Here is a 23,371-nt window from a genome sequence, read left to right on the forward strand (position 1 = left end):
GTTATGATGAAGTATCGCTCAGTATTTGATATTATCGGTCCAGTTATGATTGGACCATCAAGTTCACATACAGCAGGCGCGGCAAGAATGGGGCAAGTTGCTCGCCAGCTGTTTCGTCATGAACCAGAAAGAGTAAGCATTTCGTTATATGGATCATTTGCAAAGACGTATCGAGGGCATGGTACCGATGTAGCACTAATCGGTGGAATATTGGGATTTGAAACAGATGACTTACGTATTCCAGAGGCGCTAGAAATAGCAAAAGAGCGCGGAATTGAAGTGGAATTCATTGAAGAAGATGCCAATGCACCTCACCCAAATACAGCAAGAATTCGTTTGTATAAAGGTGAAGAAGAAATTGAAGTTGTTGCTTGCTCAATTGGTGGCGGTAAAATTGAAGTTGTAGAATTAAACGGATTCGATCTTCAATTATCAGGCACAAGTCCAGCACTACTTATTGTAAATAACGATCGCTTTGGTGCTATTGCAGCGGTGGCTTCAATCCTTGCTACACACGAGATTAACATTAGTACAATGAGTGTTTCTCGTAAAGAAAAAGGAAGAAGAGCGCTTATGGTTATTGAAACAGATGAATTATTAGCAGATGAAGTGATTGAAGAAATAAAAGCGCAACAAAATATTTGTCAAGTAACTATTATGGATTAATTGCAGGGGGGACACACCATGTTTCGGAACGCAGCGGAACTAGTGGCGCAAGCTAAAGAACAAAATGTAAAAATCGCAGAAATTATGATTCAATGTGAAATGGAAACAAGACGTATTTCACGTGAAGAAGTAATTGCTGGTATGGAAAAGAACTTAGTCGTGATGGAACAAGCAGTAGAACGTGGTATTCGCGGCGTGAAATCACCAACTGGTTTAACTGGTGGAGATGCTGTAAAAGTTCAAGCGTATATGAAGAGTGGAAAAGGCTTATCTGGAGATACGATTTTGGATGCAGTAAGCAAAGCTGTTGCAACAAATGAAGTAAACGCAGCGATGGGAATTATTTGTGCAACACCAACAGCAGGGTCTGCTGGAACAGTGCCAGGTGTACTATTTGCACTAAGAGAAAAATTGCAGCCTACACGTGAAGAAATGATTGAGTTCTTATTTACAGCAGGAGCTTTCGGTATGGTTGTTGCGAATAATGCTTGTATTTCTGGTGCGGCAGGAGGATGCCAAGCTGAAGTTGGTTCAGCAAGTGGAATGGCGGCTGCAGCTGCAGTTGAGATGGCTGGTGGAACACAAGATCAAGCAGCTACAGCGATGGCAATTTCATTAAAGAACATGCTTGGTTTAGTGTGCGATCCTGTTGCAGGACTTGTAGAAGTGCCTTGTGTAAAACGTAATGCAGCAGGAGCTGCGAATGCGATGATTTCAGCAGATTTAGCATTAGCTGGTGTAACGAGTACAATTCCATGTGATGAAGTAATTGAGGCAATGTTTAGAATTGGACAAACGATGCCAGTAGCACTTCGTGAAACAGCAGAAGGTGGACTTGCAGCAACGCCGACTGGTCGTCGCCTGCAAGAAGAGATTTTTGGGAAGAACAATAACTAAGTGTAAAAATAGAAAAAGGAGCTCAAGTTTATTTGAGCTCCTTTTTCTATTTTTCTTTTGTTAGTTGTTCTAATGTTTTTCCAAGATTATGTGATCGTTCCGTTGCCTGTGTAATACAAGAAATAAGTGCTTGTTGAAATTCATGTTCTTGTAATACTTCAATACCTGCTTCGGTAGTTCCACCAGGAGAAGTAATTTCCTTTCGCAAAATAGAAGGGTGCTTGTCACTTGCTTTTAGCATTTCAGCAGCACCAATCATCGTTTGAAGAATAAGTGATTTTGCAACATCTTCTTTTAAACCAATTTTTTTTGCAGCTTCTTCCATAGCTTCCACTACGTAATAAATATAAGCAGGTCCACTTCCGGATAATGCAGTGACAGCATGCATATCATCTTCCTCTACAACAGAGACGAGACCGATCGTTTCAAATAAAGATGTTGCAGTGCGAATATGTTCCGCTGTTGCATGTTTTGAAGGGGAGATAGCGGTAGCTGATTTTAGAATGGCTGCGGATGTATTTGGCATTGCACGAATAATTGGAACGTCTTTTTGAAGTAGTTTTCTAATTGAGTGAGTAGAAACACCTGCTAGTAATGAAATAATAAGCACGTTATTATTTATGTATTCTTTAAAAGGGGTAAGCGCCTCTGCAACATCCTTTGGTTTCATTGCTAGAAAAAGAATATTTGCATCAGTAAGTAATTCTTTTTTATTATGAGTACCTTTGACACCGTATTTTTTATGTAGCTCTTGTAATCTCGTCTCGTTAGAACGATTACTTACAGTAATTTGTTCACCTTTAACAACATTTGCATGTAACAAGCCACCAATAATAGCTTCAGCAATAGAGCCTGCACCGAGAAAGGAAATGTTTTGAATAGACATGATGTTCCTCCTTTAATTTTGGTTAGAAATTCTTATAAATGTACATACATTCGTTTTCTTATAGGAAACACCTCTTTTTATCTGAAAATAATGACAAATATATATAGAAGTTGTAAACTGAAGAAGTATTCATTTTTGAACCGGAAAGAGACAGGGGGGCTAAGCATGACGGCGATTCACCGAATGGAGATTCCTGTACCATTTGCAGTGGAAACTGTGAATGTGTTTTTAGTTGAGGGGGAGACATTAACATTAATTGATACAGGGACGAATACAGAAGAGGCAAGGAATGCGTTAGAAAGTCAATTAGGTGCATTAGGATATACGATAGAAGATATTGAAACAGTAGTCATTACGCATCATCATGCAGATCATTGTGGACTTTTAAATATATTTTCTGAGAAGACGAATATTATTGGACATCCTTGGAATGAGCCTTGGATCACACAAAATCCAGAATTTTTAAAGCGGTATCATGAATTTTTTAGAGAGACGGCCTTACAGTTTGGTGTGCCAGCAGCATTTTTGAAAGACGAGTCGTTATTGACGACGAGGACACTTAAATATTCTTGTAATAGATCGTTAACGCATACTGTGAGAGAAGGAGATCGTATTAATTCTTTGCCTGGATTTACAGTGCTTGAAACACCAGGCCATGCTTCTACTCATATTTCTTTATATAGAGAATCTGATGGAATATTAATTGGTGGAGATGCTCTCATTAGTCATATTTCTTCGAATCCAATACTAGAACCACCATATGAAGGGCAAACAGAGCGGGCACGCCCATTACTAAAATATAATCAAACATTACAGCGTTTAAGCGAAATGAATATTTCACGCATTTTATCAGGGCATGGGGAAGATGTTCTAAATGTGAAACAACTTATTGAAACGAGATTACAAAAGCAAGAAACACGTGCTTTTAAAGTGCTTGAGTTATTAAAGGAAAAACCAATGACAGCATTTGAAGTATGTGTAAAACTATTTCCGGTATTATATAAAGAACAATTACCACTTACTATTTCAGAAACGGTTGGACAATTGGATTATTTAGCATATAATCAACAAGTGATGATTGATGAGTCATCGCAACAATTGATTTATTATGCAAAGTAGGTGACAGCAATGACAGGACGTTTACAAAATAAAGTAATCGTCATTACAGGTGCTTCTAGTGGGATTGGTGAGCAAGTTGCAATGCAAGTTGCAGCACAGGGAGCGACTCCAGTATTAATGGCTCGAACAGAAGAGAAACTACAAGCGTTAGTAGACAAAATTAAAGAAACTTATAATACGCCTTGCTATTATTATGTATTAGATGTAAGTGAAGAGATGGAAGTACAGTCTGTTTTTTCAAAGGTATTACAAGAAGTGGGACGTATTGATATATTAGTAAACAATGCGGGATTTGGTATTTTTAAAACGTTTGAAGATGCGTCAATGGGTGAAGTAAAAGATATGTTCCAAGTAAATGTATTTGGATTAGTAGCATGTACGAAAGCGGTACTACCTTATATGGTAAACAAGAATGAAGGACATATTATTAATATTGCTTCACTTGCTGGAAAAATTGCAACTCCGAAATCGAGTGCTTATGCAGCAACGAAACATGCCGTATTAGGATTTACGAATAGTTTACGCATGGAATTAGCGAATACAGATATTTATGTTACAGCAATTAATCCAGGTCCGATAGATACAAACTTTTTTGAAATAGCGGATCAATCTGGTACATATGTAAAGAATATGGGACGTTACATGTTAAAACCAACATACGTAGCAGAACAAATCGTAAAGTCGATGCACACGAAAAAACGTGAAGTAAACTTACCGAAGTGGATGGGAATTGGCCCGAAACTTTATGCTTTATTCCCAGGTTTATTTGAGCGTGTTGCAGGTAAATCATTAAGTAAAAAATAGGAGATTTCCATATGGAAATCTCCTATTTTTTATTGTTTTCCAGTTACATAATCATAAACAATATCCTCAATTTCCTCGTATAAATCAATTTCAATATTTGAATGAGTCACCGTTTGAATATGTTTCACTAGCATTTCCTGATCTTCTTTTGATATTGGACTGCATTGATATTGTTGAAAACTTTTTATAATCATTTTCTCAATTAATTTTTCGTTCATATTTTTCCCCGCCTGTATGTACGTATGTATTGTTTTATTGTACTTGAAGTGAAATAAAAAAACTACTATGCACTATTTTTGTATAAAAATTCGGTTGAGTATATTATTTTTCTAATAAAATTAAGTTTTTTTAGATTTAAAAATTTATAAATATTTAATTGACTCTATAAATATACAATATTATAATCATACTTAATTTAAAGAATCGATATGAGGAGGAACTTATGAAAGTCGCAATTATTGGAGCCACTGGATATGGGGGCATTGAGTTAATTCGTTTATTAGAACAACATCCATATTTTTCGATAGCATCTCTCCATTCTTTTTCACAAGTTGGTGAGTGTATAACAAATGTATATCCTCATCTTCGAAATGTCCTTTTTCATACGTTACAAGAAATTGATGTGGAGACGATAGGAAAAGAAGCAGAAATCGTATTTCTAGCAACCCCAGCAGGAGTATCGGCGGAGTTAACTCCTAAGTTATTAGCAGAAGGTTTAAAAGTAATTGACCTATCTGGAGACTTTCGTATGATAGATCCTTCGTCATATGAACTGTGGTATAAAAGGCCAGCAGCGAAAGAAGAAATTCTTAGAAAAGCAGTGTATGGGTTAAGTGAATGGAAAAGGACTGGGATTCAAAAGGCAAATTTAATTGCAAACCCAGGATGTTTTGCTACAGCCACATTGCTAGCGATAGCGCCGTTAGTACGTAGCGGCATGATTGAAGAAGATTCGATTATTATTGATGCGAAATCAGGGGTATCAGGAGCAGGTAAAACACCAACAACAATGACTCACTTTCCTGAGCTATATGATAACTTGCACATTTATAAAGTGAATGAGCATCAGCACGTTCCAGAGATTGAGCAAATGCTTACAGAATGGAATAGTGGATCACAGCCAATTACATTTAGCACACATTTAATACCGATATCACGAGGAATCATGATTACACTTTATGCAAAAGTAAAACAAAAGATGGAAATAAAGCAACTTCAAAAATTGTATGAAGAAACGTATGAACAATCGCCTTTCATCCGAATTTGTACGCAACGGAAATTTCCAAGTCCAAAAGAAGTGAGAGGCTCAAATTATTGTGATATTGGCATAGCTTACGATGAAAGAGCTGAAAGAGTTACGGTCGTTTCTGTTATAGACAATATGATGAAAGGCGCGGCTGGGCAAGCGATTCAAAATGCAAACATAATAGCGGGACTAGAAGAGACAACAGGTTTACAACATATGCCGCTTTATGTATAAGGGGGACATGGTGATTAAAGTAGCGTCTATTACAAAATTAGAAAATGGTTCAATTGTAACGCCGAAAGGCTTTTCGGCAATTGGTACTGCAAATGGTTTAAAAAAGGAGAAAAAGGATTTAGGTGCCATCGTTTGTGATGTACCAGCATCATGTGCCGCTGTGTATACAACGAATCAAATACAAGCAGCTCCTTTGCAAGTAACGAAGGATAGTATAACGGCAGAAGGGAAGTTACAAGCAATTATCGTTAATAGTGGAAATGCAAATGCTTGTACTGGAATGAAAGGATTACAAGACGCATACGAGATGCGCGCATTAGGGGCGGAACATTTTGGGATGAAAGAAAATTACGTTGCAGTAGCTTCAACAGGTGTAATTGGTGTTCCACTGCCGATGGATATAATCCGAAAGGGAGTTGCAACTCTTATACCGACGAAGGAAGAAAGTGAAGCATATTGTTTTTCTGAAGCAATTTTAACGACGGATCTTATAACGAAAGAAACTTGCTATGAAATGATTATTGATGGGAAGAAAGTGGCGATTGCGGGTGTTGCAAAAGGTTCAGGGATGATTCATCCGAATATGGCAACGATGCTTAGTTTTATTACGACAGATGCTCATATAGAGCATGACGTATTGCAAACAGCGTTATCACAAATAACGAATCATACATTTAATCAAATTACGGTAGATGGAGATACTTCTACGAATGATATGGTCATCGTTATGGCAAGTGGATTATCAGAAACAAGGCCGATAAATATGGAACATACAGATTGGGAAACTTTCGTATGTGCTTTACAGCAAGTATGTGAAGATTTAGCGAAAAAAATTGCGCAAGATGGTGAAGGAGCTACGAAGTTAATAGAAGTAAATGTGCTAGGAGCTCAAACGAATGAAGAGGCAAAAAAAATTGCAAAGCAAATAGTCGGTTCGAGTCTTGTGAAAACAGCAATACATGGTGAAGACCCAAACTGGGGGCGAATTATTAGCAGTATTGGACAAAGTGAAGTAGCTATTCATCCGAACACAATTGACATTACTCTTCAATCTATATCGGTATTAAAAAATAGTGAGCCTCAAATATTTTCTGAAGAAGAAATGAAAGAGAGATTACAAGAAGATGAAATAGTCATTAATGTGTACTTACACTTAGGTGAAGAGACAGGATCAGCTTGGGGCTGTGACTTAAGCTATGAATATGTGAAAATAAATGCTTGTTATCGTACATAAGGAGAGAGAAGATGAGCGATTATATTGTAGTGAAATGCGGCGGTAGTATGTTGAATCAATTAAATGCTGTGTTTTTTGATTGTATAAAGAAATTGCAACAGAAGTATAAAGTGGTGATTGTTCATGGTGGTGGGCCAGAAATTGATGCCAAATTAAAAGATTGTAACATCAACGTAGAAAAAAGAGATGGATTACGCGTAACACCAAAAGAAGTTATGGATGTTGTTCAAATGGTGCTATGCGGAAGTACGAATAAAAAACTCGTAATGAATTTACAAAAGCATAATTTACTTGCTGTAGGTTGTTCAGGGTGTGACGGTAATTTACTTCAAGTTCAACCTGTCAGCGAGGAGATAGGATATGTGGGAGAAGTAAGTTATGTAGAAACAGCCTTATTAAAAGGATTAATAAATATGGGGTATATTCCTGTTATTGCTCCAATCGGGGTAAATGGTAATGAAATTTATAACATAAATGCGGACAATGCTGCAGCTGGGATTGCGGCCGCGTTAGGGGCAAAAGAGCTGATTTTTATTACGGATGTAGATGGAATATTACATGAAGGGAATTTGGTAAAGGAAACGGATGAATCTGAAATTGCAACTTTTATAGAAACAGGTGTTATTACAGGTGGGATGATTCCGAAAGTACAGGCGGCACTAGCATCATTAAAAATGGGAGTGCAAAAGATAAGTATTGTGAATGGTACAAAAGATTTTACTGAGGTTACGGGAGAGTGTATTGGAACGACGGTAACGAAAGGTGTGAGTATTGCATGACGAGTCATCTTTTTCAAACGTATGGCAGAAGAACTATTGAGTTTGTAAAGGGAACTGGAACGAAAGTTATTGATAATAAAGGTAAGCAATATTTAGATTTTACATCAGGAATTGGCGTATGTAATTTAGGACATTGTCACCCTACTGTTCTCAAAGGTGTACAAGAGCAACTTGATGATATATGGCATATATCTAACCTGTTTACAAACAGCTTACAAGAAGAAGTTGCGTCATTATTAACAGAAAATAGAGCATTAGATTATGTGTTTTTCTGTAATAGTGGGGCAGAGGCAAATGAAGCGGCTTTAAAGTTAGCACGTAAGCATACTGGAAAATCTCTCGTCGTAACATGCCAGCAGTCTTTTCACGGTAGAACATTTGGAACGATGAGTGCAACAGGCCAAGATAAGGTAAAAGAAGGATTTGGTCCATTACTTCCATCTTTTTTACATATCCCTTTTAACGATATTAAAGCATTAGAGGAAGTAATGAATGAAGAAGTTGCGGCGGTAATGGTAGAAGTAGTTCAAGGAGAGGGAGGAGTAATACCTGCTGATCTATCTTTTTTGAAAGAGATTGAAACATTATGTAATAAGTTCGGTTCCTTATTTATTATAGACGAAGTACAAACGGGGATAGGAAGAACTGGAACACTATTCGCTTATGAACAAGTGCGAATAGAGCCTGATATCGTTACCGTTGCAAAAGCACTTGGGAATGGGATTCCTGTCGGAGCAATGATTGGCCGGAAAGAGCTCGGAACGTCGTTTACTGCAGGATCACACGGTTCAACTTTTGGCGGGAATTACATCGCGATGGCTGCAGCGAAAGAAGTATTGCAAGTAAGTAAAAGACCATTGTTTTTAAAAGAAGTACAAGAAAAAGGCGAGTATGTATTAGAGAAGTTGCAAGAGGAATTACAGCATGTCGAATGTATTCAAAATATACGTGGTAAGGGGCTTATGATTGGGATTGAGTGTAAGCATGAAGTTGCAAGTTTTATAGAACAACTAGAAAACGAAGGACTTCTCGTATTACAAGCAGGCCCTAATGTTATAAGACTATTACCGCCACTCATTGTCACGAATGAAGAGTTAGAACAGGCAGTATATATAATAAAAAAAGTAGTTTGTACAAAAAACGTATCAATCATATAAGGGGGAAGTTTCATGTCAACTTTACAAGTACCGAAATTAAATACGAAAGATCTTTTAACACTAGAAGAATTAACGAAAGAAGAAGTTATTTCTTTAATTGAGTTCGCTATATATTTAAAAAAGAATAAGCAAGAGCCTTTATTACAAGGCAAAATATTAGGGCTTATTTTTGATAAGCATTCAACTCGTACTCGTGTATCTTTTGAAGCGGGAATGGTACAACTCGGGGGACATGGTATGTTTTTAAGTGGGAAAGAGATGCAAATGGGAAGAGGAGAAACCGTTTCAGATACTGCGAAAGTATTATCGCAGTATATTGACGGGATCATGATACGTACATTCTCACACGCGGATGTAGAAGAGCTTGCAAAAGAATCGAGTATTCCTGTTATTAATGGATTAACGGATGACCATCATCCTTGTCAAGCATTGGCAGACCTCATGACGATATATGAAGAAACAAATACATTTAAAGGAATAAAATTAGCTTACGTAGGTGACGGAAATAATGTATGTCATTCATTGTTGTTAGCTAGTGCAAAAGTTGGAATGCATATGACTGTTGCAACGCCTATAGGGTATGAACCGAATGAGGAGATTGTAAAAAAAGCGTTAGCGATTGCCAAGGAAACAGGAGCTGAAATTGAAGTTTTGCATGATCCTGAATTAGCGGTGAATGAAGCAGATTTCATTTATACTGACGTTTGGATGAGCATGGGGCAAGAGGGCGAAGAAGAGAAATATTCTTTATTTCAACCTTACCAAATCAATAACGAACTTGTTAAGCATGCGAAACAAACATATCGTTTCTTACACTGTTTACCTGCCCATCGTGAAGAAGAAGTAACAGGCGAAATTATAGATGGACCACAGTCTATCGTATTTGAGCAAGCTGGTAATCGATTGCATGCTCAAAAAGCGTTATTAGTGAGTTTATTTAAAAATGTAGAAGAGCCTTCCTAAAAGGGAGGTTTTTTTATATTAAAATGTCGGATGTATATTTGGTTAACCATTTCGATATCATTTATAATAAAAGAGAAAACTAAATTTGTTTTTCAGAGTGTGTAAGGACATACTACATATAAAAATATAGTTAAAGAGATGATGAGGGTGAAAACAACTAAGAAAACATATTCGTTTTTTCAGCGGATGTGGAGAATATTAAAGTTTCAATATTATAAGTTGCTTCGATCGCCAGAAGGCGCAAAGAAAGTATCGTTAGGGTTTGCTATAGGATTCGGCTTAGAAATGTTAGTCATTTATACGGCATCGCTCGTATATGTAATATTTTATCCAATCGTCAGGTTAGCAAAGGGATCTTTTCCTGCGGCAGTTATTGGCAATATTATTGGGAAAATATCGTTTCTCCCAGTATTTTTATTTCCGCTTGCGTATGCGCTAGGAAAAATGATTTATCCATTCCATGTACAGAAAATTCATCATGAACCATTTACGGTATCGGACTTGTTTTCAAGTCACATTTTTACGATATTAAAGAGCTTATTACAAAGTGAAGTGTATGTATTAATTGGAATGACGATTTTAGGAGTTGTGTTTGGTCTCATTTCGTATTTCGTTGTGCATTATTTATACGAAAAGAACCGTAAGTTACGCTTGAAGAAAAGGAAGAAACGAGTGAGGGAACCACTTGTACAATTATAAACAATGTCACATCCATTTTCTCCTTTGAATATGTTTAAGAAAAAGGAGGAGAGGATAATGTATTATTATTACGTATCTCAAGTATATCCATATGTAAATTATTATCCGGTTTATGATACGAGTAGACAATACGAATTATATCGGCAACAACAATTACAGCAATTATCACAAATACCACAATTACCACAACAACAGCCTACACAGGAAAAAAAACCATATTTAACAACATGGCCATATTCCAATGTGTACTATGGTAACTATTACGAATCATAAAGCTGCTTCTATTTAGAAGCAGCTTTATACGTTTGTTTTCAAAATTAAATTTTGAATGGTTTGAAGAGAATGAATGAGCTTTTCGCGCTCTTCCTCAGATAATGTTTGGAAATTTTCTTTTAGTTTGTCTAAAATGAATTGCTGATACTGATTTACTAATAATTTCCCTTCAGCTGTTAGGGAAATTAAAATGACCCGTCGATCTTTTTCGCTATAATGACGCTCTATTAGTTCTTCTTGAATAAGTTTGTTTAATAGAGGTGTCATGTTAGGCCGTGAAATCGCTAGCCGCTTGCCGATTTCGGAAACTGCTAATGTGCCGTTTTCATGCAAAAGCAGTAATACTTGTGTATGTGATGGCGGCATATGTCTTTGAGAAGAAAATTCTCCAGGAAGCATAAATTTGCGATAAAAAAGAGGCACTAGCGAAAGAAGATGATCAACAATACGTTCCCACTCGCGTGATTCCATATAAAGGCCCCCTTCCACTATCATTGTAACAAAAAAGACATGTTATAAAAATAGAATTGTTTCATGGGAATTTTAATATTTGTAGGCCAATACTTTTTTTGTAAATGAATCGGCAATAATCGTATAGCCTTTATCATTTGGGTGTACTTGGTCAAAGAGCAATTCTTTTTTATCATTCGATATTAATTTACGAATTGGCAAAACGATAGATGGTTGATTCACTTTTGCAATGGAATAAACGGATTCATTCCAGCCGTCTAAAAACATATCTGCATAACTTGCGATGGAGTCATCGAGTTGTAACGGGTTATAGAGTTCAGAAAGAATGAGTAAAGCATCCGGATTTTGATCTCGGACTGTCTTTACAATATTTTTTACATCCGCTTCAAAATGAGCTTTTTCTTTATTTAACATTTTAATACCGTCTATAACACCGACATCACGATTTAAGCGAAATAAATTATTTCCCCCAATATTAATTGTAATGATATTTGCTGCTCTAATTTTTTGCTTTACATCTTCTGATTGAACTTTTTTAGCGAGACGATCTGTTGTAAGACCGTTTATCCCAAGGTTTTCTACAGTAATTGGTTTATGAATTTGTGCTTCTATTTGTTTAGAGGCTAATTCAGCAAATCCACCTTGTGTTGATCCATATCCTTTGGCGAGCGAATCACCTAGTACGAGATGATAAAAGGAATCGTTTGTTTGCTTATCAATCCAACTTGGAGTAGATGTTTTTTCTTCGGGTTCATTTTGTTTTGTCTCGTCGTTCTTTTCAAAATAAGAATAAGAAATGATCAGAAGGAGGAGACAAACAATTGTTAAGATGACTTTTTTCATAAATTCATCCTCCTTGTAATTGGTAATTGTATCATATTCAGCAGTATTAGCAATGTAAGGGCATATTATATGTTTATGAAAAGTTTATAATAACTTTACAGAAAATTTGTTGAAGTTTGTCAAAAAATATTGACGATAGGAAAGAACTTTATATATGATAATGTCAGATAAGGTGAAATTTTAATTAGTGGGAGCTTTATTTCCTATTAATTGTTAGTCTTCATCAATCGAGCGTTTAAGGGGACTACTCGTTAGCGCAGGGTGAAATGAAAATTGTGTCTCTAATAGAAGAAAAAAGGTATGTGGTTAGAGACAGATAGGGATTCATTTCATTATTTCTGGTAATTGTATAAGGGGGATTTTTTGTGAAAAAGTCAAAAAAAATGCTAGCTGGAGCAACTCTTGCGATTGGTGTAATGGCACCGCAAGTAATGCCAGCAACAGCTCATGCAGATGAGAACACTGGGGAGAGTACAGTTAACTTACGAATTCTAGAAACATCAGATATTCACGTTAACTTAATGAATTACGATTATTATCAAACGAAAACAGATAATAAAGTAGGTCTTGTACAAACGGCAACACTCGTTAATAAAGCACGTGAAGAAGTGAAAAACTCTGTCCTATTTGATGATGGGGATGCATTACAAGGGACACCGCTTGGGGATTACGTAGCGAATAAAATAAAAGATCCGAAGAATCGTGTGGATCCTAGTTATACACATCCATTATATCGTGTAATGAATTTAATGAAGTATGACGTCATCTCTCTTGGGAATCATGAATTTAACTACGGTTTAGATTATTTAAAGGAAGTGACTAGTAAAACAAAAATTCCGGTTATTAACTCGAATGTCTACAGAGATGACCATGATGGTAATGATGAGAATGACGAGCATTACTTTGATAGACCATATCATATTTTAGAGAAAGAAGTAGTGGATGAAGCAGGCCAAAAACAAATAGTGAAAATTGGTGTAATGGGATTTGTTCCACCACAAATTATGAATTGGGATAAAGCGAATTTAGAAGGACAAGTTAAAGCGAAAGATATAGTTGAAACAGCGAAGAAAATGGTACCAAAAATGAAAGCAGAAGGTGCAGATGTTATCGTTGCACTAGCTCATTCCGGTGTTGATAAAAGTGGATACAACGTTGGTATGGAAAACGCGTCGTATTATTTAACAGAGGTTCCTGGCGTAAATGCAGTATTAATGGGACATTCACATACTGAAGTGAAGGATGTATTTAATGGTGTTCCAGTTGTAATGCCGGGTGTTTTTGGTAGTAACTTAGGTATTATTGATATGCAATTGAAGAAGGTAAATGGAAAATGGGAAGTGCAAAAAGATCAGTCTAAGCCGCAACTTCGTCCGATTGCTGATAGTAAAGGTAATCCATTAGTAGAATCTGATCAAAAATTAGTTAATGAAATTAAAGATGAACATGAAAAGACAATCGAATATGTAAATACACATGTAGGTGAAACGAAAGCACCAATTAATAGTTATTTTTCATTAGTACAAGATGATCCTTCCGTACAAATTGTGACAAATGCGCAAAAATGGTATGTAGAACAAGAACTTAAAAAACCAGAATACGAAAAGATTAAAGATATTCCAGTTTTATCTGCAGGAGCACCATTTAAAGCAGGTGGCCGAAACGGTGCGACATATTATACTGATATTCCAGCTGGAACGTTAGCAATTAAAAACGTTGCAGATTTATACGTGTATCCAAATACGTTATATGCTGTAAAAGTAAATGGGGCACAAGTGAAAGAATGGCTTGAAATGTCTGCAGGTCAGTTTAATCAAATTGATCCAAAGAAAACAGAAGAACAGCCGTTAGTAAATATAGGCTATCCTACATATAACTTCGATATTTTAGATGGCTTAAAATACGAAATTGATGTAACACAACCGGCGAAATACGATAAAGATGGAAAAGTTGTAAATGCAAATGCTAATCGTATTGTAAATATGACATATGAAGGTAAGCTAGTAGCTGACAAGCAAGAGTTCATCGTCGCTACAAATAACTATCGTGGAAGTAGCCAAACGTTCCCAGGTGTAAGTAAAGGGGAAGTTGTATACCAATCACAAGATGAAACACGTCAAATCATTGTGAAGTATATGCAAAAAATAAAAGATATTGATCCAGCAGCTGATCAAAATTGGACATTTAAACCGATTGTTGCAGATAAATTAAATACAACATTTGATTCTTCACCAAATGCACAAAAGTATATAAAGAAAGATGGAAAGATTTCATATGTTGGACCATCTGAAAATGAATTTGCGAAATATGCAATTGATATAACGAAGAAAAATGATGATAAAGAAACTGGTGAAGGAAATCCAACGACACCGCCAACAGGTGGTGGAGAAAATCCAACAACACCGCCAACAGGTAATGGAGAAAACCCAACACCACCAACAGAAGAAGGTAATAATGGTAATGAACCAAAACAAGATGGAAATAATACCGGATCTGGACAAACTACAACAGATGATCAAAATACAAAAGAAACAACAACAACTGTAAGTGAAAATAAAGAAGCTGAAAAAGATGAACGTGATTTACCGAAAACAGGTGCAAGTATTGCTTCTACAATTGGAGCTGGTCTTGCGTTTGTTGGAGCGGGATTACTTATGTTATTTAGAAAAAAGAAAGCGAATAGATAGTAGAGAAATATAAAAAGGATTACCAATTTGGTAATCCTTTTTGTTATATTATGAAACTGGTACTGCTTTTTCTTTTTTCCATGAAAGACCGAATCCAGTAAAGCCGACGATAATGGTTACGACTGGACACGCTAAACAGAAGATTGCGTATGGCAGGTAATCGAATGTTGGAACGCTAAGAACGTTTGTTAAGAATACGCCACTTACACCCCATGGTACGAGTGGATTAATTACTGTACCAGCATCTTCTAATACTCGTGATAAATTACGACGTTCTAAACCGACTTCATCGTATTTATTAGCAAATGCTTGTCCTGTTAAAACGATGGATAAGTACTGCTCACCGAGTAAGAAGTTTACACCAATTGCAGTTGAAGCAGTAGAAATAATTAAGCGTGTACTAGTTTTTACGAAGCTAGAGATAATATTCATCAGCTGCGCTATAATACCCATTCCTTGTAATAATCCTCCCATACAAAGAGCTAGGAAAATAAGAGCAATTGACATCATCATACTTTGCAGGCCACCGCGAGATAATAAGCTATCAATATCTTTGATACCAGTTTTAGAAACGTAACCGTCTTGCATAATTTTTATTAAATCAGCTAAAGAAGTGCTAGGTTTAAAAATAAAGAGAATAATAATCCCTACCACAATTCCTGCAAGTAATGTTGGAACTGCGGGTACCTTTTTAAATGCGAATAGGAACAGTAATAAAATAGGAATCAGTGTAACGATAGAAATCGTTGCATTTTTTTCTAATGTGTTAATAAATGCTGAGAAATCAGCGTTTCCACCAGATCCGCTTCCTAAAATGAAAAATGCGATAAAAGCAATAATGAAAGCTGGCACTGTTGTCCAAAGCATGTTACGAATATGTTCAAATAAATCTACACCCGTTACAGCAGGCGCTAAGTTTGTTGTATCAGATAAAGGAGACATTTTATCTCCGAAGAATGCCCCAGAAATAATTGCCCCAGCAATAAGAGCTGGATCGTATCCAAGGGCAGTACCCATTCCCATAAAGGCAAGTCCTACAGTTGCAGCAGTTGTAAATGCACTACCGATACTCGTTCCAACAATTGCACAAACAACAAAAACAGTTGGAACGAAAATTTTTGGAGATACAAGTTGGAAGCCGTATACCATTAAAGTCGGAATAGTTCCAGCTGCGATCCAAACGCTAATTAATACGCCTACAAGTAAGAAAATAAATATAGATGGAATACCAGCTGAAATACTACTAATCATCCCTTTCTCCATAGTAGACCAAGAGATTTTCTTCAGGAATCCAAATGCTAATAAAAGAACGATACCAAATAAAATTGGGATGTGTGGTGAAACTTCTAATTGAATAACACTAAAACCAATACAGAAAAAGATAAAAATTGTTAAAAGAACAGACTCAATTTTTGAAACCATTGTTTTCCCCTCCTAAGTAATGTGAAATAGCTCTTTTTTATATAAAATTCGCCAATATTGTATATTTCCTTCTAAATTTTAGAATTTTGTGACAAATTACCGGTAATTGTTGGTTCTTCTATATGATGCGGAAATGATTGGATAAAAAAACGTCCCTGCATATAATTATGCAGGGACGAAGAAATCGCGGTACCACCCTAGCTTGTGAAATGAATGTATCACAAAATAAAGGGTCATATGATATGCGCTTATAAAATAAAAAACGCCCCTGCAATATATGCAGGGACGAAAAATTCGCGGTACCACCCTAAATTGTGAAACAGTGTCGTTTCACCACTCTTTAGACATAACGGTCTATAACCGTCTTTCACTACTCCTCACGTTTCGTAAAAGAAGCTCCAGGGGGTAATTCATAATTCGCTCTGTACTGGTTCGCACCGACCACCAGCTCTCTGAAATCAGAAATCGAAATACTACTAAATCCTATCATCGCCGATTCATATGATGTTAGTTAAATTTTTATCACATTTTCATCTTAAATGTCAATAAAAATATTAAATGTTTTTTTAGGGAAATAAAGGAGAATTGTTTTAAAGCTCTAATTTTGTACGTTATAATGAATTTGAAAGGGGAGGAAAGAGTGAAGAAAAAAATAATTCTTTTTACCACCTTACTAGTCGTTGGCGGAAGTGCTGGAATTTACACAGCTTTTGCGGCTGAATCAGAGCAGTTGAAACAAAAACAAATACAACAGTCAGAAGTGAAGAAAGTAAAAGAAATAGAAGAGAAGAAATCAATGGAAAAAGCAGCAGAGAAACTAGGAGTTTCTACTGAGGGGAAAACAAAAGAAGAGGTTACGAAAGAAGTAAATACCGCTAGGTTTGAGAAGCGTCATGATTTATTAATTGAGCACGCTAAACAACTTGGAATTGATACAGAGGGAAAAAAAGATGAAGAAATTATTTTAGAAATTGGAAAGATACAGCATGGAAAGTAGAACAACTTATCGTATGATAAGTTGTTCTTTTTTAAGAACTATTTGATTTTAAAATAATTGACAGTCATTCGGATTTAATGTTAACTATATTTATAAACAAGTTAACATTAGGAGTGACAGTTGTGACAATAAATAGTAGAACGATTGAAAAATCATCTTATACATATGAAGAATTAGCAGAGAAAAATAAAGCTTACGTATGGCACCCATTTACACAAATGAAAGATTATTTAGAAGAAGATCCTGTCATTATTGAACGTGGAGAGGGAAGAAAGCTATACGATGTAAATGGTAATGAATATTGGGATGGTGTTTCATCTATATGGTTAAATGTTCACGGACATCAAGTACCGGAATTAGATGAAGCAATTCGTGAGCAATTAAATAAAATTGCTCATTCTACTATGTTAGGACTTGCTAACGTTCCATCTATTTTATTAGCAGAAAAAATTATTGAGGTTGTACCAGATGGATTGAAGAAGGTATTCTATTCTGATTCAGGTTCTACCGCTGTTGAAATTGCAATTAAGATGGCTTTCCAATATTGGCAGCATAAAGGGAAACCAAAGAAACAAAGATTCGTTACATTAAAAGAAGCATATCACGGTGATACAATTGGAGCTGTTTCAGTAGGGGCAATAGACTTGTTTCACCAAGTGTATAGTTCGCTCTTATTTGATACGATTAAAATGCCGTATCCATATACATATCGTTCTCCTTACGGAAATAATAAGGAGGAAATTGTAAAAAGCCATTTAGCAGAAATGGAAGAATTGTTGAAAGAAAAGCATGAAGAAGTAGCTGCCATCATTGTAGAGCCATTAATGCAAGGTGCTGGTGGAATGATTACAATGCCAAAAGGATATTTAAAAGGACTGCGCGATTTATGTACAAAGTACAATGTATTATTTATTACAGATGAGGTAGCGACTGGATTTGGGCGTACAGGGAAAATGTTTGCGTGTGAACATGAAAATGTGACGCCAGACATTTTAACTGCTGGTAAAGGTTTAACAGGTGGATATTTACCAATTGCAGTTACCGTAACGACAGATGAAATATATAATGCCTTCTTAGGAGAATATGAAGAACAAAAAACATTTTTCCATGGACATAGCTATACAGGCAATCCGTTAGGGTGTGCCGTAGCAATCGCGAATCTAGAACTATATGAAAAAACAAATTTAATAGAAGAAGTGGCACGTAAAACGGATTATGTGGCAGCGCAATTAGAAAAGCTCTTTGCGTATAAACATGTAGGTGATATTCGTCAGTGCGGATTAATGGTTGGTATCGAGCTTGTGAAGAATAAGGAAACGAAAGAAGCTTTTGACTGGACAGAAAGAGTCGGTGTTCAAGTATGTAAACGCTCAAGAGAGCTAGGTATGATTTTACGACCGCTAGGTAACACGATTGTATTTATGCCGCCACTTGCTTCTACTTTTGAAGAGATTGATGATATGTTACGCATCTTATATAAGGCAATCTCGGATGTTACGGAGGGAGAATAATGAGTGGTTTTTTCATAACAGCAACTGATACTGAAGTTGGAAAAACAGTAGTTGCAGGTGCTATAGCAGGTGTATTTAGAGAATTAGGATATAACGTAGGGGTATATAAACCGTTGCAAAGTGGGCATGTTGCATCAAACCCTGAGGGAGATGCGGCAAGGTTAAAAGTATTATCAGGTGTACCGACACAAGAAAATGAAATTTGCCCTTATTTTATTGAAGAACCACTTGCTCCGAGACTTGCCATGAAAAGAGCTGGAAGAGTAGTAAAGTTAAAAGAAATTACTGATTACTATAATGAACTATTAAAAGAGTTTAATAGCTTATTTGTAGAAGGAGCAGGTGGGCTTGCTGTCCCATATACAGAAGATGCTTTAGTAATTGATTTTGCAAAAGAATTACAGTTGCCTCTTATTGTAGTAGCTCGTCCTACATTAGGAACAGTAAATCATACAGTGTTAACGATTGCTTACGCAAAGGCGCATGGCTTAACCGTAGCGGGTGTCATTTTATCAGGTTGCAAAGAATGTGAAATGGAAAGAGTGCAAGAAAATAAAGAGATGATTGAAGAGTTGAGCGGGGTACCAGTTTTAGGATTATTACCATTCTTTGAAGGTGAGTTTACGAAAGAAGAAGTATTGGAATCTGCAAAAGAATATATTATGATTTCAAAATTAGAGGAGTTTATCCAAAATGAATCAAACGTGGCGGGCGCACCTTCAATCTAAATTACAACAATTACATAAGCAAGGGCAGTATCGAAATTTATATGTAACAGAGCAGGCAGAAGAGACTTGGCTTATTCGAGATAAAAAAAGGATGTTAAATTTAGCGTCAAATAATTATTTAGGGTTAGCTGGAGATGAAAGGTTAAAAGAAGCTGCTATTGCCTGTACAAAAAGATATGGAACTGGAGCGACTGCCTCTCGTCTCGTTGTAGGAAATCATCCATTATATGAAGAGGTTGAGAGAAGCATATGTGACTGGAAAGGTACTGAAAGAGCTTTAATTGTAAATAGTGGGTATACGGCAAATATAGGTGCCATATCTTCTTTAGCCTCTCGGCACGATATTGTTTTTAGTGATAAGTTAAATCACGCAAGTATTGTTGATGGAATCATATTAAGCGGGGCAGAGCATAAAAGGTATCGTCATAATGATTTGGATCATTTAGAGAAGCTTTTGAAAATGGCTTCGCCTGAAAAGAGGAAATTAATCGTAACAGATACCGTTTTTAGTATGGATGGTGATACTGCGTATTTGAGAGATTTAGTACAACTGAAAGAGAAATACGGAGCAATCATTATAGTCGATGAAGCACATGCGAGTGGAATATATGGAATCGGCGGAGCTGGATTATCTCACATAGAAAAAAATCTTTCTCAAAAAATTGATATACATATGGGGACGTTTAGTAAGGCTTTAGGGTGTTATGGTGCGTATTTGACAGGTGATGAAATTTATATAGAGTATTTACAAAATATGATGAGAAGCTTTATTTTTACTACAGCTTTACCACCAAGCACGTTAGGAGCGGTGCAAAAAGCAATTGAAATTGTAAAAGAAGATAACGAAAGAAGAGAGAACCTTATAGCAAATGGAGAATACTTCAGAACTAAATTAAGGGATGCTGGTTTTGATATTGGGAATAGTTCAACTCATATTGTACCGATTGTAGTCGGTTCAAATGAACATGCTTTACGGTTTAGTAAAAGGTTGCAAGAGGCAGGGATTGCGGCTATTGCAATTCGTCCGCCAACTGTGCCGGTTCATAGTTCTCGAATTCGCTTTGCAGTTACATCGCAACATACAATAGCTGATTTAAAATGGGCTATTGATCGAATTATTCACATTGCGAAAGAAGAGGAGATTTTCGTATGAACGAGCTAAAGATTATTTTTATTCCCGGATGGGGAATGGAAGAGAATATTTGGGATTTAGTAATTCCGTATTTTAAAGGATATCCTGTTCAATGCATAGATTGGCGTAATGTGAAAGAACGAAGTGAATTTGCGGAACGAATTATAGATGTAGCGCATAATGACAACGTAATTTTAGTTGGATGGTCACTAGGAGCGTTAGCAGCAGTTGAAGCTTATAAAAAGATTAAGGCAAAAGGCATCGTATTAATTGGTGGTACTGCTAAATTTACAAGTACGAGCGATTACAGTAACGGATGGAATGCTTTGCATGTAGAACGGCTGAAAAGAAATTTGGCGAGAAGGAAAGAAGATACGCTCAAGCGGTTTTATGAAAATATGTTTACGAAAGATGAGCTAAAAGAGAATAAAAACTTTGAAGACATTGTAGACCGTTTTAAAGGTGATTCTATTCAGTCTTTACAACTAGGTTTAGATTATTTAATAGAAACAGATATGAGAGAAGAACTAAAAGAAATTAAAGTACCTATACTACTTATTCACGGAGAACAGGATGTAATATGCCCATTGTCTGCGGCACGTAGTATGACGGAGAATAGCAGCAGCGAGCTGAAAGTAGTAAGTGAAGCAGGGCATGCATTATGTGTAACGAATTTTGAATATTGTGCAAATGAGATAATTCAATTTGTAGAGGGGATACGACATGATCAACAAAACGTTACTACAAAAACGGTTTAATGGGGCAGCCGTATCTTACGATCGATATGCAAATGTACAAAAAAAGATGGCACATTCATTACTTTCAATCTTAAAGGAACGATATAGTGAAACGGCATCAATACGTATTTTAGAACTGGGATGCGGGACGGGGTATGTAACAGAACAATTATCAAAGTTATTTCCGAAAGCACATATTACAGCAGTTGATTTTGCTGAAAGTATGATTGCGATTGCGCAAACTAGACAAAATGTAAAAAATGTAACGTTTCACTGTGAAGATATTGAGCGATTACGATTAGAAGAATCATATGATGTCATTATTTCAAATGCTACATTTCAATGGTTAAATAATTTACAACAAGTGTTAAGAAATTTATTTCAACATTTGTCTATAGATGGCATATTACTCTTTTCAACGTTTGGACATGAAACATTTCAAGAATTGCATGCTTCGTTCCAACGTGCGAAAGAAGAAAGAAATATAAAAAATGAAACATCGATTGGTCAACGTTTTTATTCAAAAGATCAGTTGCTCCATATATGTAAGATAGAAACAGGGGATGTGCATGTTTCTGAAACATGTTACATAGAGAGTTTTACAGAAGTTAAGGAGTTTCTGCATTCTATTCGAAAAGTAGGAGCAACTAATAGCAATGAAGGATCATATTGTCAAAGTCCCTCACTCTTTCGTGCGATGCTGCGCATATACGAAAGAGACTTCACGGGAAATGAAGGGATAATGGCAACGTATCATGCTTTATTTATGCATATAACAAAAGAGGGGAAGAGATGAAATGAAACAAGTACAAACAAAAAGGGATTGGAAAAAACTTGCATACGACGTAGTGGAAGAAAAGATGATTACGAAAGAAGATGCAATAGCGATATTAGAAGCTGATGATACAGAAGTTTTAGAAATTATGAATGCAGCTTACATTATTCGCCATCATCACTTTGGTAAGAAAGTAAAATTGAATATGATTATTAATACGAAATCTGGATTATGTCCTGAAGATTGTGGATATTGCTCACAGTCTATTATTTCAGAAGCACCAATTGATAAATATGCATGGTTAACGCAGGAGAAAATTGTAGAAGGGGCACATGAAGCAATACGCCGTAAAGCAGGTACATATTGTATTGTAGCGTCTGGTCGTCGTCCGACGGATAAAGAGGTAAATCACGTAATTGGAGCAGTTAAGGAAATTCGTGAAACGACAGACTTGAAGATTTGTTGTTGTTTAGGTTTCTTAAATGAAGATCAAGCAGGACGTTTAGCGGAAGCAGGCGTGCATCGTTATAACCACAACTTAAATACACATGCAAATAATTACGATAGTATTTGTTCAACGCATACGTATGATGATCGTGTTGATACAGTTCAAAAAGCGAAACAAGCTGGTATTTCACCATGCTCTGGAGCGATTTTTGGCATGGGAGAAACAATTGAAGAGCGTGCTGAAATTGCATTTGAATTACAACGTATAGATGCAGATTCTATCCCTTGTAATTTCCTTGTTGCTGTAAAGGGGACACCTCTTGAAGGGCAAAAAGAGTTAACGCCAGTAGAATGTTTAAAAGTACTGGCAATGATGCGTTTTGTAAACCCAACAAAAGAAATTCGTATTTCAGGAGGACGTGAAATCAATTTACGTTCTGTACAGCCAATCGGTTTATTTGCAGCAAATTCTATTTTTGTCGGGGACTACTTAACGACAGCTGGACAAGAGCCGACTGCGGACTGGGGTATGATTGCAGATTTAGGATTTGAGATTGAAGAATGTGCATTATAAGATAGATGAAAAAGCAAACTTGTAAAAGGGTTTGCTTTTTTTGTAAATAAAATGTAATAAATAGTTGTGAACGCTTGGTATTATTGGTTT

At 36.2% G+C, this 23,371-nt stretch carries 24 protein-coding genes and 1 other annotated feature; of the genes, 19 read left to right on the plus strand and 5 right to left on the minus strand.

Going from position 1 to position 23,371, the window contains the following annotated elements; translation table 11 throughout:
* Positions 1 to 6: 6 nt before the first annotated feature.
* Entirely contained in the window at positions 7 to 666 is a 660-nt protein-coding gene (sdaAB, locus tag N2V92_RS14160; protein WP_000877451.1) for an L-serine ammonia-lyase, iron-sulfur-dependent subunit beta, read from the plus strand.
* An 18-nt stretch (positions 667 to 684) separates the two neighbouring features.
* Positions 685 to 1,563: an L-serine ammonia-lyase, iron-sulfur-dependent, subunit alpha gene (sdaAA, locus tag N2V92_RS14165; RefSeq protein ID WP_000489454.1), complete on the plus strand. Its 879-nt coding sequence runs from the start codon at positions 685 to 687 to the stop codon at positions 1,561 to 1,563.
* Positions 1,564 to 1,609: 46 nt separating this feature from the next.
* On the opposite strand, the gene proI is transcribed toward sdaAA, so the two are convergent.
* Positions 1,610 to 2,449: a pyrroline-5-carboxylate reductase ProI gene (gene proI, locus N2V92_RS14170; protein WP_000027254.1), complete on the minus strand. Its 840-nt coding sequence runs from the start codon at positions 2,447 to 2,449 to the stop codon at positions 1,610 to 1,612.
* Positions 2,450 to 2,614: 165 nt separating this feature from the next.
* Here proI and N2V92_RS14175 point away from each other — a divergent pair, with 165 nt between their 5' ends.
* Together N2V92_RS14175 and N2V92_RS14180 are read left to right on the plus strand one after the other, a co-directional pair.
* Positions 2,615 to 3,568, plus strand: a complete 954-nt coding sequence (locus tag N2V92_RS14175) for an MBL fold metallo-hydrolase (RefSeq protein ID WP_016077263.1) — start codon at positions 2,615 to 2,617, stop codon at positions 3,566 to 3,568.
* A gap of 9 nt (positions 3,569 to 3,577) precedes the next feature.
* A complete protein-coding gene (locus N2V92_RS14180) occupies positions 3,578 to 4,372 on the plus strand; it encodes an SDR family NAD(P)-dependent oxidoreductase (protein WP_000147794.1) in 795 nt (264 codons plus the stop codon).
* 29 nt (positions 4,373 to 4,401) lie between these two features.
* On the opposite strand, the gene N2V92_RS14185 is transcribed toward N2V92_RS14180, so the two are convergent.
* Positions 4,402 to 4,590, minus strand: coding sequence for a YqzH family protein (locus tag N2V92_RS14185; protein WP_001003222.1), 189 nt, complete (start codon positions 4,588 to 4,590; stop codon positions 4,402 to 4,404).
* A gap of 224 nt (positions 4,591 to 4,814) precedes the next feature.
* Here N2V92_RS14185 and argC point away from each other — a divergent pair, with 224 nt between their 5' ends.
* The 7 genes from argC to N2V92_RS14220 all read left to right on the plus strand — a co-directional run bounded on the left by argC (position 4,815) and on the right by N2V92_RS14220 (position 10,957).
* Entirely contained in the window at positions 4,815 to 5,852 is a 1,038-nt protein-coding gene (argC, locus tag N2V92_RS14190; RefSeq protein WP_016077264.1) for an N-acetyl-gamma-glutamyl-phosphate reductase, read from the plus strand.
* Between the two features lie 10 nt (positions 5,853 to 5,862).
* Complete coding sequence (gene argJ, locus N2V92_RS14195) at positions 5,863 to 7,086, plus strand: bifunctional glutamate N-acetyltransferase/amino-acid acetyltransferase ArgJ (RefSeq protein ID WP_000598385.1); 1,224 nt, start codon at positions 5,863 to 5,865, stop codon at positions 7,084 to 7,086.
* 11 nt (positions 7,087 to 7,097) lie between these two features.
* Positions 7,098 to 7,865 carry an acetylglutamate kinase gene (gene argB, locus N2V92_RS14200; RefSeq protein ID WP_001286792.1) on the plus strand — a complete coding sequence of 256 codons (768 nt, stop codon included), beginning with the start codon at positions 7,098 to 7,100 and terminating at the stop codon, positions 7,863 to 7,865.
* Positions 7,862 to 9,022 (plus strand): acetylornithine transaminase, encoded by a 1,161-nt coding sequence (locus N2V92_RS14205; RefSeq protein WP_000200545.1) that lies wholly within the window; start codon positions 7,862 to 7,864, stop codon positions 9,020 to 9,022. The genes argB and N2V92_RS14205 overlap by 4 nt, the downstream gene beginning before the upstream one ends.
* A 12-nt stretch (positions 9,023 to 9,034) precedes the next feature.
* A complete protein-coding gene (gene argF / locus N2V92_RS14210; protein ID WP_000105794.1) occupies positions 9,035 to 9,985 on the plus strand; it encodes an ornithine carbamoyltransferase in 951 nt (316 codons plus the stop codon).
* Positions 9,986 to 10,123: 138 nt separating this feature from the next.
* Entirely contained in the window at positions 10,124 to 10,684 is a 561-nt protein-coding gene (locus N2V92_RS14215) for a DUF2062 domain-containing protein (RefSeq protein WP_003279874.1), read from the plus strand.
* A 57-nt stretch (positions 10,685 to 10,741) separates the two neighbouring features.
* Positions 10,742 to 10,957, plus strand: coding sequence for a hypothetical protein (locus N2V92_RS14220; RefSeq protein ID WP_016077265.1), 216 nt, complete (start codon positions 10,742 to 10,744; stop codon positions 10,955 to 10,957).
* A gap of 24 nt (positions 10,958 to 10,981) precedes the next feature.
* On the opposite strand, the gene N2V92_RS14225 is transcribed toward N2V92_RS14220, so the two are convergent.
* Complete coding sequence (locus tag N2V92_RS14225) at positions 10,982 to 11,428, minus strand: MarR family winged helix-turn-helix transcriptional regulator (RefSeq protein ID WP_000445819.1); 447 nt, start codon at positions 11,426 to 11,428, stop codon at positions 10,982 to 10,984.
* A gap of 72 nt (positions 11,429 to 11,500) precedes the next feature.
* A complete protein-coding gene (locus tag N2V92_RS14230) occupies positions 11,501 to 12,271 on the minus strand; it encodes a GDSL-type esterase/lipase family protein (protein ID WP_000755844.1) in 771 nt (256 codons plus the stop codon).
* Positions 12,272 to 12,636: 365 nt separating this feature from the next.
* On the opposite strand from N2V92_RS14230, the gene cpdB reads away from it, so the two are divergent.
* Positions 12,637 to 14,958, plus strand: coding sequence for a bifunctional 2',3'-cyclic-nucleotide 2'-phosphodiesterase/3'-nucleotidase (gene cpdB / locus N2V92_RS14235; protein ID WP_042595635.1), 2,322 nt, complete (start codon positions 12,637 to 12,639; stop codon positions 14,956 to 14,958).
* Between the two features lie 48 nt (positions 14,959 to 15,006).
* Here cpdB and nhaC read toward each other — a convergent pair whose 3' ends face one another.
* Positions 15,007 to 16,380 (minus strand): Na+/H+ antiporter NhaC, encoded by a 1,374-nt coding sequence (nhaC, locus tag N2V92_RS14240; RefSeq protein WP_042595633.1) that lies wholly within the window; start codon positions 16,378 to 16,380, stop codon positions 15,007 to 15,009.
* 278 nt (positions 16,381 to 16,658) lie between these two features.
* Positions 16,659 to 16,879, minus strand: a binding site (T-box leader).
* A gap of 141 nt (positions 16,880 to 17,020) precedes the next feature.
* On the opposite strand from nhaC, the gene N2V92_RS14245 reads away from it, so the two are divergent.
* The 7 genes from N2V92_RS14245 to bioB all read left to right on the plus strand — a co-directional run bounded on the left by N2V92_RS14245 (position 17,021) and on the right by bioB (position 23,281).
* A complete protein-coding gene (locus tag N2V92_RS14245; protein WP_000726908.1) occupies positions 17,021 to 17,377 on the plus strand; it encodes a hypothetical protein in 357 nt (118 codons plus the stop codon).
* Positions 17,378 to 17,454: 77 nt separating this feature from the next.
* Positions 17,455 to 18,888, plus strand: coding sequence for an adenosylmethionine--8-amino-7-oxononanoate transaminase (gene bioA / locus N2V92_RS14250; protein ID WP_042595631.1), 1,434 nt, complete (start codon positions 17,455 to 17,457; stop codon positions 18,886 to 18,888).
* On the plus strand, positions 18,888 to 19,616 hold the full coding sequence (bioD, locus tag N2V92_RS14255; RefSeq protein WP_042595629.1) for a dethiobiotin synthase: 729 nt from the start codon (positions 18,888 to 18,890) through the stop codon (positions 19,614 to 19,616). The genes bioA and bioD overlap by 1 nt, the downstream gene beginning before the upstream one ends.
* Positions 19,582 to 20,769, plus strand: coding sequence for an 8-amino-7-oxononanoate synthase (bioF, locus tag N2V92_RS14260; protein WP_001077300.1), 1,188 nt, complete (start codon positions 19,582 to 19,584; stop codon positions 20,767 to 20,769). Before bioD ends, bioF begins: the two co-directional genes overlap by 35 nt.
* Positions 20,766 to 21,506 (plus strand): alpha/beta fold hydrolase, encoded by a 741-nt coding sequence (locus tag N2V92_RS14265; RefSeq protein ID WP_001004158.1) that lies wholly within the window; start codon positions 20,766 to 20,768, stop codon positions 21,504 to 21,506. Before bioF ends, N2V92_RS14265 begins: the two co-directional genes overlap by 4 nt.
* On the plus strand, positions 21,472 to 22,281 hold the full coding sequence (gene bioC, locus N2V92_RS14270) for a malonyl-ACP O-methyltransferase BioC (protein ID WP_000608912.1): 810 nt from the start codon (positions 21,472 to 21,474) through the stop codon (positions 22,279 to 22,281). The genes N2V92_RS14265 and bioC overlap by 35 nt, the downstream gene beginning before the upstream one ends.
* Position 22,282: 1 nt before the next feature.
* Complete coding sequence (bioB, locus tag N2V92_RS14275) at positions 22,283 to 23,281, plus strand: biotin synthase (RefSeq protein ID WP_000815856.1); 999 nt, start codon at positions 22,283 to 22,285, stop codon at positions 23,279 to 23,281.
* Positions 23,282 to 23,371 lie beyond the last annotated feature (90 nt).

The organism is Bacillus sp. CH_48, from assembly GCF_038008465.1.
GTDB classification, from domain to species: Bacteria; Bacillota; Bacilli; order Bacillales; family Bacillaceae_G; genus Bacillus_A; species Bacillus_A thuringiensis_S.